Origin of the sequence: Rhizobium sp. 2MFCol3.1, assembly GCF_000377565.1 — a bacterium.
Lineage (GTDB): Bacteria > Pseudomonadota > Alphaproteobacteria > Rhizobiales > Rhizobiaceae > Rhizobium.
Genome location: NZ_KB898370.1, coordinates 74,303 through 88,593, shown reverse-complemented (window position 1 = coordinate 88,593; position 14,291 = coordinate 74,303). Strand labels below are relative to the sequence as shown.

At 61.5% G+C, this 14,291-nt stretch carries 12 protein-coding genes; 4 read left to right on the top strand and 8 right to left on the bottom strand.

Translation table 11 applies throughout. The features are described 5' to 3' along the window. Positions 1 to 76 precede the first annotated feature (76 nt). Positions 77 to 376 (bottom strand): 50S ribosomal protein L28, encoded by a 300-nt coding sequence (rpmB, locus tag D460_RS0126075; RefSeq protein WP_026283561.1) that lies wholly within the window; start codon positions 374 to 376, stop codon positions 77 to 79. 259 nt (positions 377 to 635) lie between these two features. Here rpmB and D460_RS0126070 point away from each other — a divergent pair, with 259 nt between their 5' ends. Next, entirely contained in the window at positions 636 to 1,412 is a 777-nt protein-coding gene (locus D460_RS0126070) for a DUF3108 domain-containing protein (protein ID WP_018901551.1), read from the top strand. A gap of 211 nt (positions 1,413 to 1,623) precedes the next feature. On the opposite strand, the gene D460_RS0126065 is transcribed toward D460_RS0126070, so the two are convergent. The 7 genes from D460_RS0126065 to D460_RS0126035 all read right to left on the bottom strand — a co-directional run bounded on the left by D460_RS0126065 (position 1,624) and on the right by D460_RS0126035 (position 11,797). Then, complete coding sequence (locus D460_RS0126065; protein WP_018901550.1) at positions 1,624 to 2,373, bottom strand: hypothetical protein; 750 nt, start codon at positions 2,371 to 2,373, stop codon at positions 1,624 to 1,626. 458 nt (positions 2,374 to 2,831) lie between these two features. After that, on the bottom strand, positions 2,832 to 4,589 hold the full coding sequence (locus D460_RS0126060) for a PAS domain-containing methyl-accepting chemotaxis protein (protein ID WP_018901549.1): 1,758 nt from the start codon (positions 4,587 to 4,589) through the stop codon (positions 2,832 to 2,834). Between the two features lie 325 nt (positions 4,590 to 4,914). Continuing rightward, positions 4,915 to 5,832 (bottom strand): DUF4167 domain-containing protein, encoded by a 918-nt coding sequence (locus tag D460_RS0126055; protein ID WP_018901548.1) that lies wholly within the window; start codon positions 5,830 to 5,832, stop codon positions 4,915 to 4,917. A gap of 343 nt (positions 5,833 to 6,175) precedes the next feature. After that, on the bottom strand, positions 6,176 to 7,057 hold the full coding sequence (gene prmC, locus D460_RS0126050; protein ID WP_018901547.1) for a peptide chain release factor N(5)-glutamine methyltransferase: 882 nt from the start codon (positions 7,055 to 7,057) through the stop codon (positions 6,176 to 6,178). Continuing rightward, complete coding sequence (gene prfA / locus D460_RS0126045) at positions 7,054 to 8,136, bottom strand: peptide chain release factor 1 (protein ID WP_018901546.1); 1,083 nt, start codon at positions 8,134 to 8,136, stop codon at positions 7,054 to 7,056. Before prfA ends, prmC begins: the two co-directional genes overlap by 4 nt. Before the next feature lie 27 nt (positions 8,137 to 8,163). After that, a complete protein-coding gene (gene ptsP, locus D460_RS0126040; protein ID WP_018901545.1) occupies positions 8,164 to 10,431 on the bottom strand; it encodes a phosphoenolpyruvate--protein phosphotransferase in 2,268 nt (755 codons plus the stop codon). Between the two features lie 91 nt (positions 10,432 to 10,522). Beyond that, positions 10,523 to 11,797, bottom strand: coding sequence for an aspartate kinase (locus D460_RS0126035; protein WP_026283559.1), 1,275 nt, complete (start codon positions 11,795 to 11,797; stop codon positions 10,523 to 10,525). Positions 11,798 to 12,230: 433 nt separating this feature from the next. Here D460_RS0126035 and D460_RS0126030 point away from each other — a divergent pair, with 433 nt between their 5' ends. The 3 genes from D460_RS0126030 (at position 12,231) to D460_RS0126020 (ending at position 14,288) form a co-directional block, all read left to right on the top strand. Beyond that, a complete protein-coding gene (locus tag D460_RS0126030; RefSeq protein WP_026283558.1) occupies positions 12,231 to 13,376 on the top strand; it encodes a GH25 family lysozyme in 1,146 nt (381 codons plus the stop codon). Between the two features lie 203 nt (positions 13,377 to 13,579). Further along, complete coding sequence (locus D460_RS0126025; RefSeq protein ID WP_081619983.1) at positions 13,580 to 13,807, top strand: hypothetical protein; 228 nt, start codon at positions 13,580 to 13,582, stop codon at positions 13,805 to 13,807. A gap of 109 nt (positions 13,808 to 13,916) precedes the next feature. Next, positions 13,917 to 14,288: a hypothetical protein gene (locus tag D460_RS0126020; RefSeq protein ID WP_018901541.1), complete on the top strand. Its 372-nt coding sequence runs from the start codon at positions 13,917 to 13,919 to the stop codon at positions 14,286 to 14,288. The last annotated feature ends 3 nt before the right edge of the window (positions 14,289 to 14,291 follow it).

The window sequence follows — 14,291 nt, the reverse complement described above, 5'->3', positions numbered from 1 at the left end:
TCCGGCAAAGCAAAAGGCTTGAACGGGATTACCGTGCAAGCCTTTTGAAGCCGTATAGCTAAATGTCGGTTATTGCTTAGGCAGCAACAGCCGTTTCAGCGGTCTTCTTGACGATCTGGCGGCGCAGCAGACGAGCGCGCATCGACAGTTCGTTTTCGCTTGCCTTGATCAGGAAAGCATCGAGACCACCGCGATGCTCGACGGTACGCAGAGCAGCAGCCGAAACGCGAAGACGGTAACGCTGGCCGAGCGCGTCGGAGATCAGCGTAACCTGGCACAGGTTCGGGAGGAACCGGCGCTTGGTCTTGTTGTTGGCATGGCTGACATTGTTGCCAACGAGGACTGCCTTGCCGGTCAATTCGCACATGCGGGACATGGGACACCTATTCTTGTTTTTCTCGGCCATCGATTGCCGACCCGCGCAAAGTCGAGCTTGCAATCCATCAGGCCATGATTGGAAAGTTGCGGTTCTATAATCAGACAGACCGTGCACGTCAAGCCAAACCTTGGCCTTTCCGGCGATTCAGTCCAAAAGCCTCGCAATTCCGTCAAAAAGCTTTTGTTCTCTAAAGGCCACGACAGGCGTATAGACCGTATCTCGCGACCTGACCAGCGCACCGAACAAGGTTCAATTCATGGCTCATTGGGGCAAACGCATTTTCATTTCCGCCTTGGCGGGCCTGATGGCCATTCCGGCAGGCGCGGCTGAAGTCGTGCATCATACCGAATACAAGGTCGCGCTCGGCATCATCACCATCGCCCGCGCCGCCTTCATGACCCGCATCGAGGACGACAAGACCTATCGCGTCTCCGGCGATATCAGTTCGGCCGGCCTCGCCGACCTCGTCACCACCATCTCGGCCAAGACCAGCGTCGATGGCCGGCTGCGCGGCAACCGCATGCAGGCGGACCACTATCTGCTCTACTACAAGAGCGGCAAGCGCGCCCGCACCTATGATGTCCGCTACTCCAACGGCAACATCACCTCGACGACGGTGAAGCCCCCGCGCAAGCCGCCGCAGAATTGGGTCGATGTTCCCGCCTCGGACATGCGCGCCGTGCTCGACCCCATTTCCGGCCTGATCTTCCCCGCCGACACCAATGTCTGCGCGCAGAAACTGCCGATCTACGACGGCGAGATGCGCATGGACCTCGTGCTGTCGCCGAGCGGATCGAAGGACTTTTCCACGCAGGGCTTCAACGGCAAGGCCACAGTCTGCAACGTGCGCTTCGTACCGCGCTCGGGCTACAAGAAGGGCCGCAGCGACATCGAGTATCTGAGCAAGAGCAGCCGCATGGAAATCTGGTTTGCCAAGGCCGATGCGGCCAACGTCATAGCCCCTGTCTTCGTTCGCATCCCGACCCAATACGGGCCGGTGACCATCACGGCGGTGAAGTACAGCGCAAGCTGACGGAGCGGCTTGGACCTTATCACGAGGCCGCGCCCCACAAATGAAAAGTGCGGCAATCATGCCGCACCTCTGTTTCTGACCTTGATCCCGACGATCCCGGGCTTCAAGAGCCCAGCAGGCGTATCGCGCACGCCTGCCTGTTGGTGATAAGGCGGCGCGATACTCGCTGCTTGGGAGACATCTCGCAACCGGATCGCTGGGCGAGCGCCGCTCAGCGCATCGCGATGACCATCTTGCAGAGCTTGACGAGGCTGCCGTCGAAGCCGCCGCCGCCGCCAGCCAGGATATCCTTGCAGCGAACCTTCATCTTCGCCCGGTCACCTGATGACATGTCGTTGAAGGCCTGGAGCTGCCTGTTGTTGAGGCCGTTGCGTCCGTTGCTGCCGTTGTTGCCCGTGTTCGTGCCGTTCGGGTTGGACGGGTTATTCGGATTGGTCGGGTTGGTCGGGTTCCGCGGATCATCGGGATCGATACCGGGGACGCCGAGGCCGAGATTGAGCAACGTGCGGCCGCCGAGGCCAACATTGGCCTTGGCCGTCGCCAGACCGCCGGAGCCGCCAACCGTGGCGCCGACATTGCTGTTGAGACCTCTGGATCCACCGACGCTCGCGGTATTTCCAACGCTCAGCCCGCCGCCGGAACCACTACCGACAGATGTGTTCGTATTGACGCCGCCGGAGCCGCCGACCGAGGCAGAGACACCGAGACTACCACTTGAACTGGTACCGACGTTCGCATTGACGCCGCTGGCGCCGCCGACCGATGCGGTTGCAACATTGCCGTTTCCGCCGACATTCGCATTGACGCCATTGGCGCCGCCGAGCGATACGCTGAGCCCGTTGCTGGTCCCGATGCTGAGACCGTTGCTGCCGCCGACGTCAAAGGCGCTCGCGGGCAGCGGAGCCAGCAAAGCGGCGCAACTTACGGCCAGAACAGCGTATTTCGATGCATTAAAGTTCATTCCAACCTCCACGAGATGCTGCCGGGCCCAATGCCCAGGCAGTCGAAACCAATGAAGGGAAGCGCGCATTCCCGAAGCGGCGGGCTGTAACCAAGGGTGGAAGACTACCCGCCTCTACATGAAAACAAGAATATGCGTAAATTCTAACATTTCAATGTGTTTCGCGCATAGGTTTTGTAAGCCTCGCAAGACGGATAACATATTATGAACAGCTAATGGAGAATGTTGGCACAACCGCAGACATATGAAGCCACAAATGGGACGGATTGCAGCAGGATGAGACGGCGAGGTGGAATGAGGCGAAACAGGGGCGTGCGATGTGTACCCGTTCTGGAATATAAGCGTCGATTTATACAATCAATGATACACATTCCATCATTTACCTCGCGCGCCAAAATGAAACGGCCGGCACCGCTTTTTAAGCGATGCCGGCCGTCTCGTTTATTCTGATATGACGATCAGAATTCTTCCCAGCTGTCCGCTACTGGCGCCGCCATGCCATGGGCTCTGGCCACGCGCGAAACCAGATGCAGTGCCGGCGAGCTCTGCGCCGCCCTGGACGGCGGCCTGATGGCGTAGGCCTCGCTCAGCTTGAACTGTGCGATCAGCCCGCGCAGCGCCTCGGCCTCGGCCGCCAGCTTGTGGCTTGCCGCCGTGCTCTCTTCGACCATCGCCGCGTTCTGCTGCGTGGATTGGTCGAGCTGGTTGACCGCCTGATTGATCTCCTTCAGCCCCGTCGCCTGCTCCTTCGAACCTTCGACGATCGCCACGACATTGACATTGATGTCGTTGACCTGGCTGACGATGGTCTCCAGCGCCTTGCCAGTCTGCCCGACCAGATCGACCCCGTTGCGCACCAGCTCGCTGGACTTGGTGATCAGAGACTTGATCTCCTTTGCCGCACTTGCGGAGCGCTGCGCCAGTTCGCGCACCTCCTGCGCCACGACCGCGAAGCCCTTGCCCGCCTCGCCCGCCCGCGCCGCCTCGACACCGGCGTTGAGAGCAAGGAGATTGGTCTGGAACGCGATGTCGTCGATCACGCCGATGATATTGGTGATCTCGCGCGACGACTGCTCGATCTGGTCCATCGCCGCCACGGCGCTGCGAACGACTTGGCCGGATTGCTCGGCCCCCTTCTTGGTCTGGGAAACCAGCTTGCCGGCCTCGTCGGCGCGGTGGCTGGAATCGTTGACCGTCGTGGTGATCTCCTCCAGCGCCGCCGCCGTCTCCTCGACGGAAGCCGCCTGCTGCTCCGTGCGCTTCGAGAAGGAATCGGCCGTCGAGCCGATCTCGCGGGAACCGGCGGCGATCGCATGCGCGTTCTCGCCGACGGTCTTCATCGTCTCCGAGAGCCGGGCGATCGTCGCGTTGAAGTCATGCCGCAGCTGCTCCATCGAGGGTACGAAGGCGGTCTCCACCGTCTTGGTCAGATCGCCCTCGGAAAGCCCACGCAGCGCCTGCCCAAGCAGGCTGATGGCGCTCATGCGCTGCGTTACGTCGGTGGCGAACTTCACCACCTTGTAGACCCGGCCATTGGCATCCGTGATCGGGTTATAGGCTGCCTGGATCCAGATCTCCTTGCCGCCCTTGCCGTAGCGAACGAACTCGTTGGCAATGAACTCGCCCGCCGCCAGCCGACGCCAGAAGTTGGCATATTCCTCGGTGCGCGCGTAGGACGGCTCGCAGAACATGCTGTGATGCTTGCCGACGATCTCATTCAGCGAATAGCCGAGGCCGTTGCAGAAGTTCTCGTTGGCCGTGATGATCTCGCCTGTCGGCTTGAACTCGATAACCGCCTGCGAACGCGAGATCGCGTCCAGCTTGCCGGCATCCTCGACCGCCTTGTTCTTGGCATCCGTGATGTCGGACGCGAGCTTCACCACCTTGAACGGCTTGCCGTGCTTGAAAACCGGATTGTAGGAGGCCTGGATCCAGATCTCACGACCACCCTTCGCCAGCCGCTTGTAGGCGCCGGCATCATATTCGCCGCGGCCAAGCCGGGCCCAGAAATCGCGATACTCCTGAGATGCCGCCAGCGCCGGCTCGCAGAACATGCTGTGGTGCTTGCCGACAATGTCGGAAAGGCTGTAGCCGAGAGCATTGCAGAAATTCTCGTTCGCCTTCAGCACATTGCCTTTCAGATCGAACTCGATGATTGCTTGCGATTTTGCAATCGCACCGAGGATATATCCCGCATCAGATGCCAGACCGAACATTCCCATCCCCTTGCCTGCGACGCCATCCATTGGCGTTGCGCGTTGTTAGGAGAGGCATCGGGAACGCGTTCCTTCGAAGATCTATGGGGCAAATCCTGACAGCGAATAACAACTATCTCAGATCGCATCCACCGAAGCTCTCACAACCGATGATCATGCCGCGAGAGTTAACGCCCGGTATACAACCAATATCTAATTTAATGTCGCAACCCTGCAAAAACTCATAGTGTATTTCTTATATTTCAGGGACCGCGCGACCGCCCAATGAAAAAGGGCGCCCCGAGGGACGCCCTTTTACACATGTCTTCTTTCAAGCCGTAACGGCTTATTCCGAAGCCGCATCAGCCATGGCAGGCGCTTCGCCCGCGCCGGCATCGCCTTCAGCTGCCGCTTCGCCTTCGGCGCGGCGCGGACGGCGCGGACGCGGGGTGGCTGCACGACGGCGCGGCTGGCGGGTCGTTGCCGCACCGCTTTCCTCGTCCATCGACACCTCGGCCGGAATGCCTTCGATCTCCGGCTGCGGGCCGGTACCGTCGATCACTTCGGGCTGGGCTGCGGCGGCAACCGGTGCCGGACGCTCTTCGCGACGGCGCGGCTGGCGAGCCGGGCGCTCTTCGCGAGGCTGCTCCTCGGCGCGCGGCTGCGGCTGGGGCTGTTCTTCGCTGCGCGGCTGCTCGTCGTTCTGACGGCGCGGCTGCTCTTCGTCGCGGCGCTGGCGCTGCTCGTTGTTGAAGCGGCGCTCGTCCGAACGGCGGCCCTGCTGCTCGTCATTCTGACGGCGCGGCTGCTCATCGTTGTTGCGGCGCTGCTGGTGTTCCTGCTGCTGGCGCGGAGGCTGAACGACCACGACGTCGTCATTGTCGCCGCCATCCATATCATCGCCGTCGCGCTCACTGCCGTCGCGGTCGAATTCGCCGCGGTCGTCGCGCTGGAAGCGTTCCTGCATCTGCGCCTGTGCGGCGGCAATGATGCGGTAGTAGTGTTCGGCGTGCTGCAGGTAGTTTTCAGCCATGACACGGTCGCCGGAGCTCTGCGCGTCGCGACCGAGCTGCGAGTATTTTTCAGCGATGTGCTGCGCGGTGCCGCGGATCTTCACGTCTGGGCCGGAGCTGTCGTAGGTCCGCGTCAGCGGATTGCCACCCTTGCGGTTGAAATTGTTGTTATTGTTATTGTTATTTCCGCCGCCGCCGCCGTTATTGTTGGTACGCCCGCGACCGCGTTTGTTCTGCTGTCCTGGCCTCATCGATCGTTCACCTGAATTCTCTGTTTGTGTGGAGTGATGGCACCGTCAACCGTGGTCGTTCGTCCGACTCAGGGTATTCGTGCCGCAAGCATAATGCGCCTTTGCGCCAACCTGCCGCTTGTTCTCAAGTCAGTTTGACTGATTCACGCATTGGGTCGTCTTCAACCTTTGAAACTCTCGTTTAAGAGAGTGGACCCCCGAGGCCGAGCTAGCTTCGAACGAACAATCGTTCTGACCTATCTCTCCAATACGTGGGGGCAACCTATATTGCTTCCCGTTTAAATCCAAGCCTTTTCTTCGCAATGACACCAATGGACTAGTCTATTCAGCCGCTTGTTGCCGATCAGCTACGGGCGAACACGAGCACACGGTCGTTGTGGCCGTAATCCTTCACCGATTCCAAGCATTTGAAGCCTTCAGCCTCAAAAACTTCGGTTACTTCCGTTCGCTGATCGTAGCCTATCTCGAGCCCTATAACACCGTCTGGATGCATGAACCTTGCGGCATCCTTGGCAATGGAACGGTAGGCGTCAAGCCCATCCATGCCGCCATCCAGTGCGGCGGCCGGATCAAATTTTGTCACTTCGGGAGCAAGAGTGTCAACGACACTGGACGCTATATAGGGCGGATTTGAGACAATAGCGTGAAACTTCCCGTCTATGGCCTGAAACCAGCTGGATCGCACCGCCTTGAAGCGCTGCTGCAGCCCGTTTCTTTCCGCGTTGGATTGCGCCGTCTTCAGCGCGTCGAGCGAGATATCGCTGCCGATGCCCGATGCCTCGGGACATTCCTTGAGCAGCGCGAGGCATATCGCCCCGGTTCCCGTTCCCATATCCAGTATATGGAGATTACCATGCTTACCCGCAAGGTCTCTCATATAAGGAAGCATGGTATCGACGAGGATTTCCGTATCCGGCCTCGGCTCCAGCGTCTCCGCCGAAAGCGACAAAGGCAGGCCGTAGAACTCCCGCTCGCCCAGAATGCGATGCACCGGCTCATGCGCCAGTCTGCGGGTGATCGCGTCCTCTATCCGTGCGGCGGCCGCATCCTCGACCACATCACCACCCCGCGTCAGCATCTCGGTCGTCGTAAGCCTGAGCAGCCCCGAGATCAAAACGCGTGCGTCGGCGGCCGGATCGGCCACGCCGGCCTCGGTGAAGCGTCGCCGCGCCTCGGCCAGAAGCTGGGAAACCGTCGCGCCGACCTGTTTCCCTTGATCGCTCATGGCTGCTGCTCGCCGAGCTGCGACAGCTGGCTCGCCTGGTAGTCGGCCATCAGCGCATCGACGATCTCGTCGATTTCGCCCACCATCATCCGGTCGAGCTTGTAGAGCGTCAGGTTGATGCGGTGGTCGGTCACGCGGCCCTGTGGGAAATTATAGGTGCGGATGCGCTCGGAGCGGTCGCCGGAGCCGACCTGGCTCTTGCGATCGGCGGAGCGCTCGCTGTCGGCGCGCTGGCGCTCGGCGTCGTAGAGACGCGACCGCAGAACCTGCATCGCCTTGGCGCGGTTCTGGTGCTGCGACTTCTCGGAGCTGGTGACGACGATACCCGTCGGCAAGTGGGTGATACGCACCGCCGAGTCCGTTGTATTGACGTGCTGGCCGCCGGCGCCCGACGAACGCATCGTGTCGATGCGGATGTCTTCGGCGCGGATCTCGATGTCGATCTCCTCGGCCTCGGGCAGCACGGCAACCGTCGCCGCCGACGTATGGATACGCCCGCCCGCTTCCGTCTCCGGCACGCGCTGAACGCGGTGCACGCCGGATTCGAACTTCAGTTTGGCGAACACACCCTTGCCGGTGATCGTCGCGATGATTTCCTTGAAACCGCCGGCTTCACCCTCGCTCGAAGAGAGAACCTCGACCTTCCAGCCATGCGCCGCCGCATAGCGCTCGTACATGCGAAACAGATCGCCCGCGAATAGCGCAGCCTCCGAGCCGCCGGTGCCGGCGCGGATTTCGAGGATGGCGCTCTTCTCGTCGGCCGCGTCCTTGGGCAGAAGCAGGATCTGAATTTCCTGCTCCAGCGCCTCGATCCGCTCCTTGACCTCGGGAAGCTCCATCTCGGCCATATCGCGCATTTCGCGGTCGGTGGATTTGTCGTCGAGCAGCGTCTCGAGATCGGCAAGCTCGGACAACGCCTTTTCATAGGCGCGGATCTTGGTCACGACGGGCTGCAGCTCGGCATATTCGGAGGCAAGCTTGACGTAGACGTCGGCCGAAGGGCCGGCCGACATGCGCGCTTCGATCTCGCCGAAGCGGCGTTCCAGCTCGCGCATCTTTTCAACGGGAAGCTTCGCCACCCTCACTCCAATTCTGTTTGTCTCTGGCTACAGAGGGATGTTGTGTGTTTCGGCGAAATGGGCAAGCAGTTCGCGCATCGATGTCGGCGTCGTCGTATCGTCGAGCGCCTCGTGCATCGCCTTGGACAGTGCGCCTACGTCGAGGCCGAGCAGCATTGCCTTGACCGGACCGATGGAGGCCGGCGACATCGACACCGAGCGGAAGCCGATGCCTAAGAGCGCCATCGCCGAAATCGGCTTGCCCGCCAGTTCGCCGCAGAGCGTCACCGGCGTGTTGTTGCGCTCGCCGGCGCGCACGATATCGCGCAGGATACGCAGGAACGGCTTGTCCAGCGTGTCGAAACGATCGGAGACCCGCGCATTGCCACGGTCGACGGCCATCGAGAACTGGAACAGGTCGTTGGAACCGACCGACACGAAGTCGACCGCCGCCATCAGCTCATCCAGCTGCCACAGCAGAGCCGGCACTTCCAGCATGGCGCCGAACTGCAGCTTGCGCGGCAGCCCGTGGCCGAAGCGCGACAAGCGCTGCACTTCCTTCTGCAGCAGTTCGCGCACCGCGGTGATCTCAGACACCTCGGTCACCATCGGCACCATCAGCTTCAGCTCCATGCCGGCGGCTGCCTTCAGCATGGCGCGTAGCTGCGTGCGCAGAAGACCAGGGCGGTCGAGCGACAGACGGATCGCCCGCCAGCCAAGCGCGGGGTTCTCTTCCTCGTGACCGCGGAAGTAGGGCACGACCTTGTCGCCGCCGATATCGAGCGTGCGGAAGGTCACCGACCGGCCGGCGGCCTGCTTCAAGACGTTGCGGTAAAACTGCTCCTGCTCTTCCGCCTTCGGAAGCGTGGAGGCGATCATGAACTGCAGCTCGGTGCGGAAGAGCCCGATGCCCTCGGCGCCCGATTCCGACAGTTGCGGCAGGTCGACGAGCAGGCCGGCATTCATCTGCAGCGACACGCGCTGTCCGTCCTTGGAGAGCGGCTCGACCGCGCGCAAGGCCCGGAACTGCTCCTGCCGGCGGGCGCGGAACCGCACCTTTTCCTCGTAGGAACGCTGATGCTCCGGCAGCGGCCGCAGATGCACATGGCCGCCATCGCTGTCGATGATGACGGCGTCGCCATTATCGGCCAGCGCCACGATCCCGGCCGCCTGGCCGATGACGGGAATGCCCATGGCGCGTGCCACGATGACGACATGGCTGGTGACGGCGCCCTCTTCGAGCACCAGGCCGCGCACATTGGCGCGCGGATAATCGAGCAGTTCGGCGGCACCCATGGCGCGCGCAAGAATGATCGCGTCTGCAGGGAAGCCATCGCCCGAGGTACGGCCGGTATAGCCGGTCAGCTGGCGCAGCAGTCGGTTCGCCAGATCCTCGAAATCATGCATCCGCTCGCGCAGATAAGGATCCGTCAGGCGCATCATCCGCGCCTTGGTGTCGCTCTGCACCTTCTCGACCGCGGCTTCCGCCGTCAGGCCGTTGCGGATCGCCTCTTCGAGCTTGCGCACCCATCCCTGGTCGTGCGCGAACATGCGGTAGGTCTCGAGCACCTCGCGATGCTCGCCCTCCATCGAGACGTCGCGCTGCGACAAGAGATCATCGATCGAGATGCGCAGCGAACCCAGCGCTTCGGCAAGCCGGCGGATTTCCTTGTCGGCATCGTCGTTGAGAAGATTGGTGACGACGATGCGCGGCTCGTGCAGCACGACATAGCCGAGGCCGATGCCTTCATTATAGGTGTCGCCGTCGATGGTGACGGAGCGGGTGAGATCGAGCTCGAGCCCCGGCTTGGTGAGCTTCTTCAGCTCGCCGGTGGCGATCATCTCGGCCAGCACCATCGCCGTCGTTTCGAGCGCTTCCAGCTCTTCATCGCGATAGTTGCGGCTGGCCTTGTTCTGCACGACGAGAACGCCGAGCGAGCGGCCGGCGCGCAGGATCGGCACACCGAGGAAGGAATGATAGATCTCTTCGCCCGTCTCCGGCAGGTAGCGGAAGGCGGGGTGCGATTGCGCGTCGGAGAGATTGAGAGGGGCGGCCGATGCGGCGATCGTGCCGACGAGGCCTTGCCCCATTTTCAGCTGCGCCAAGTGGACAGCTTCGCGGTTCAGACCTTCGGTTGCATAGAGTTCGAGCACGCCGTCGGAACGCAGCACGTAGACGGAGCAAACCTCCGCCACCATGTTGCTGGCGATCTGGCGAACGATCCGGTCAAGACGCTCTTGTGGCTCCAGCGGCTCCGCCATCAACTCGCGCAGCCGCTTGAGCAGCACGCGCGGACCGCCGGAAAGGTCTCTCATTGCGTCTCAAGCTCCAAAAACAGAAGGCAAAGTGGCCCGGCAGATCGCCGCGCCACTAATCAACTTGTACGCGCGGCGGCCCTGCTGGGAATCAATTCTTATCCAGACCGTAGCAGGAATGCAAAGTCCTGACAGCGAGTTCCGCATAAGGACCATCAATCAGGATGGAAATCTTGATTTCCGAGGTGGTGATCGCCTTGATGTTGATGCCTTTATCGGCAAGTGCCTTGAAAGCGGTCGCCGCGACGCCGGCGTGGCTGCGCATGCCGATGCCGATGACCGACACCTTCACCAGGCCCGATTCGTTCTGCACGACGTCGTAACCGATCGTATCCTTGTGCTCGCCGAGCACCTTGATGGCCTTGTCCACGTCGCCCGACGGCACGGTGAAGGTCATGTCGGTCTTCGAGCCATCTTCCGAGATGTTCTGGACGATCATGTCGACATTGATGTGGTTCTCGGCCAGCGGTCCGAAGATCGCGGCGGAGACGCCCGGACGGTCGGCGAGACGACGAAGCGAGATCTGCGCTTCATCCTTGGCATAGGCGATGCCGGTGACTACTTCCTGTTCCACGATTTCTTCCTCGTCACAAATCAGCGTTCCGGGCGGATTCAAGAAATCACCCATGCCCGGAGCATCGGGATCTTCAAAAGACGAACGCACGAAGGTGCGCACCTTGTGCACCATGGCAAGCTCGACCGAGCGAACCTGCAGCACCTTGGCGCCGAGCGATGCCATTTCGAGCATTTCCTCGAACGCGATCTTCTTCAGGCGGCGCGCCTGCGGCACGATGCGCGGATCGGTCGTGTAGACGCCGTCGACGTCGGTATAGATGTCGCAGCGATCAGCCTTGACGGCGGCGGCGATTGCGACCGCCGACGTATCCGAACCGCCACGGCCGAGCGTCGCGATGCGGTTGTCGGGGCCGAGACCCTGGAAGCCGGCGACGACGGCCACCTGGCCCTCGCCCATGCGCTTGATCATTTCCGAGCCGTCGATCTCGAGGATACGGGCGGCGCCATGCGCGTTGTCGGTGCGGATCGGGATCTGCCAGCCCTGCCAGGAGCGGGCGTTGACGTCCATGGCCTGCAGCGCGATCGCCAGAAGACCGGATGTGACCTGCTCGCCGGAAGCGACGATGGCGTCATATTCGCGGGCATCATAGAAAGGCGAGCTTGCGCCGACGACCTTCGGCGTGTTCTGCACCCAACCGACCAGCTCGTTTGTCTTGCCCGACATGGCGGAAACGACGACGGCCACTTCATGGCCGGCATCGACCTCGCGTTTGACGTGGCGGGCAACGTTCTTGATACGGTCCAGGTCAGCGACGGATGTTCCGCCGAACTTCATTACGATGCGTGCCATAAGCCTCTACCACAGCAAACCGCCGGGAGAGACGAACGCCAGACCCGGCACGACGAAGCCTTGGAAGCCACGGGCCGAAGAGCCGGAATTGGGAGGTTCTGGAACCCTTCTAAAGCCCTGCGCCCAAGGGCCCAAGTTGCGGCGTCTCTTAACGAGTTTGTGAGGGGGTGGCAAGGTGGGGAAAGGAGAATGACAGCCTCAATTGCGCGTGTAATTTGCAGGCCGCGCGGGCCAGCGCCGAACCGCATGTGACATGACTATGACAATCCCGCGAGGCGCTGGGCCACCAAAGCGCGCTGCCCCGTCCCCGCACATTTTTCGGCGTAAAGATTAGATTCAGCTTTTTTTGGTAATTTCCCGTTAGCAATACCCTTTGATGTTCCTGGCGCCACCTGAGTTCGGCGTCCGGCCTGTAATGAGTAACGGGTTCCCAATGCGTTTTTCGGCTGTGCCAGCAATCTTCCTTGCCTGTCTGACCCTTGCGGGTTGCACGTCGACGTCTGGCCCCGACGTGCTGGCATCAGCCGCTCCCTCACGGGAAACGACAAGCTCGGTGGCCCCGCCCGCGGCCGTTCCATCAGCACCCGTTCCGGCGTCGAATGTCGGCATGTCAGCCGGGCAGGCCGCACCGCACCAGGAAGTGCTGGCATGGGCCGGCCCGATCCCGGAATCGAAGGCCTTCGAGTCCGCCGACCGCGCTGTCGGCGCACCGCTTCCCGCCGAGCGCCCGATGGCAGCTACGGAGGTCGCGATGATGACGCCGCCGGCGCGTCCGCCCGTTGTCACGCCGGTCGTCGCCCCGATCATGCAGCGCCCCGATCTTCCCGATATGGAAGAGACGGCGCAGCCGCGCACCCGCAGCAAACTCTACAGCCGCCAGTTCCGCGACGCCAAGCCGATCAACTTCGGCCGCTCCTCGCCGCACAAGCTCGCCGTTCACGGCGTCGACGTCTCGCGCTGGCAGGGCGATATCGACTGGCCAAGACTGCGCACCCAGGGCGCCAACTTCGCCTACATCAAGGCGACAGACGGCGGCGACCATCTCGATCCGATGTTCCGCACCAACTGGCGCAAGGCCAAGGAAGCCGGCCTGAAGCGCGGCGCCTATCACTTCTTCTACTGGTGCCGCACCGCCGGCGAGCAGGCGGACTGGTTCATCCGCAACGTGCCGCGCGATCCCGATGCGCTTCCGCCCGTCATCGACGTCGAGTGGAACGGCGAATCCGCCTGCAAGCGTCGCCCCTCGACCGAAAACGTGCTCGAGAAAATGCAGGTCTTCATGGACAAGCTCGAGCGCTACTACGGCAAGCGTCCGGTGATCTACACGGCGCCAGACTTCTACGCCGACAACCTGCAGGGCGCCTTCCAGAACTATCCCTTCTGGCTGCGCTCCGTCGCCGCCCATCCGTCCAAGCGCTATCCTGGTCGCAAGTGGCTCTTCTGGCAGTATTCCGGCTCGGGCCTGTCGCACGGCGTCGAAGGCAGGATCGACCTCAACGTCTTCAACGGCAGCCCGGATCAATGGATGCGCTGGTCCTCGGGACGCCCCAGCGACCGGATGATGGCCGCCAACGACTGACGATCCGACAGCGATCAACCTGCACTGATATCGATTGGGCATAGGCACAACCGTGGCGCGGCACACCCGCTGCCACGGCGAAACAATTTTGTCACACCACTAGAATTCGGGTGTCGCGTATATTTCCAAGCATAGGTAACTGTGATTCTTCTTCAATCGTAAGTATGCGGCGTAGATTGATTCGCGAATGTCTTTGATGCTGAATGATTTGGCGGAGATTCCGAATGGGAAATCTTGATATCGAAACCTGGGCACTGGCCCGCGCCCATCACATTGTGTTGAACGAGGGACTTAACCTTGCGAAGGCGGCGCAGGACCTGGATCGCAAGCGCTCCAGATCGCTGGTCTACGAACTGCGCAAGGTGATCGCGGCGGCAATACTCGAAGCCCATGCGGCCTCAAGCAAGAACGACGCGATGCCGCAGGGCTGAGCATCGCGCAATGATGGCGAGCTGAACGCCATCACAATTATTTGTTGCAACACTGTAAAATGCAACTAATCTTCCCGCTTGCGGCTGCGCATCGTGGGGAGATGTCATCATGCCATTCACAATAACGAAATCCATACCGGCCAGAGAACGCTGGACGCGCGTCTGCGATGTCAAGCAGGGCGCGACCTACGCCTTCACGGCATCGGGCCGATGGCAAGATTGGAAGATCAATGAGGACGCGAACGGCTACGACCGGACGTGGCTGCGACCGTTTGCCGGATTGAGAACCATGCCCAAGGCGCAGTGGTTTGCCCTCATCGGATCAATCGATCAGGACACGGATACGGCGTTTCTGATCGGCGCGTCCTATCCGTCCTGGACTGCGCCGAAAACCGGCGTCCTCTACTGCTGCGCCAATGACATTCCCATCATGTACTGGAACAACTCCGGCGCGGTCGAGCTGACATGCACTGAACTCTAGCAA

What these genes read in the sequence shown, in the direction of transcription:
- prmC (WP_018901547.1), bottom strand. Translation starts at nt 7,057, where the DNA reads ATGAGCGATCAAGGGAAACAGGTCGGCGCGACGGTTTCCCAGCTTCTG.
- ptsP (WP_018901545.1), bottom strand. Translation starts at nt 10,431, where the DNA reads ATGAGAGACCTTTCCGGCGGTCCGCGCGTGCTGCTCAAGCGGCTGCGC.
- D460_RS0126065 (WP_018901550.1), bottom strand. Translation starts at nt 2,373, where the DNA reads ATGAACTTTAATGCATCGAAATACGCTGTTCTGGCCGTAAGTTGCGCC.
- rpmB (WP_026283561.1), bottom strand. Translation starts at nt 376, where the DNA reads ATGTCCCGCATGTGCGAATTGACCGGCAAGGCAGTCCTCGTTGGCAAC.
- D460_RS0126030 (WP_026283558.1), top strand. Translation starts at nt 12,231, where the DNA reads ATGCGTTTTTCGGCTGTGCCAGCAATCTTCCTTGCCTGTCTGACCCTT.
- D460_RS0126020 (WP_018901541.1), top strand. Translation starts at nt 13,917, where the DNA reads ATGCCATTCACAATAACGAAATCCATACCGGCCAGAGAACGCTGGACG.
- D460_RS0126070 (WP_018901551.1), top strand. Translation starts at nt 636, where the DNA reads ATGGCTCATTGGGGCAAACGCATTTTCATTTCCGCCTTGGCGGGCCTG.
- D460_RS0126060 (WP_018901549.1), bottom strand. Translation starts at nt 4,589, where the DNA reads ATGTTCGGTCTGGCATCTGATGCGGGATATATCCTCGGTGCGATTGCA.
- D460_RS0126025 (WP_081619983.1), top strand. Translation starts at nt 13,580, where the DNA reads ATGATTTGGCGGAGATTCCGAATGGGAAATCTTGATATCGAAACCTGG.
- D460_RS0126035 (WP_026283559.1), bottom strand. Translation starts at nt 11,797, where the DNA reads ATGGCACGCATCGTAATGAAGTTCGGCGGAACATCCGTCGCTGACCTG.
- D460_RS0126055 (WP_018901548.1), bottom strand. Translation starts at nt 5,832, where the DNA reads ATGAGGCCAGGACAGCAGAACAAACGCGGTCGCGGGCGTACCAACAAT.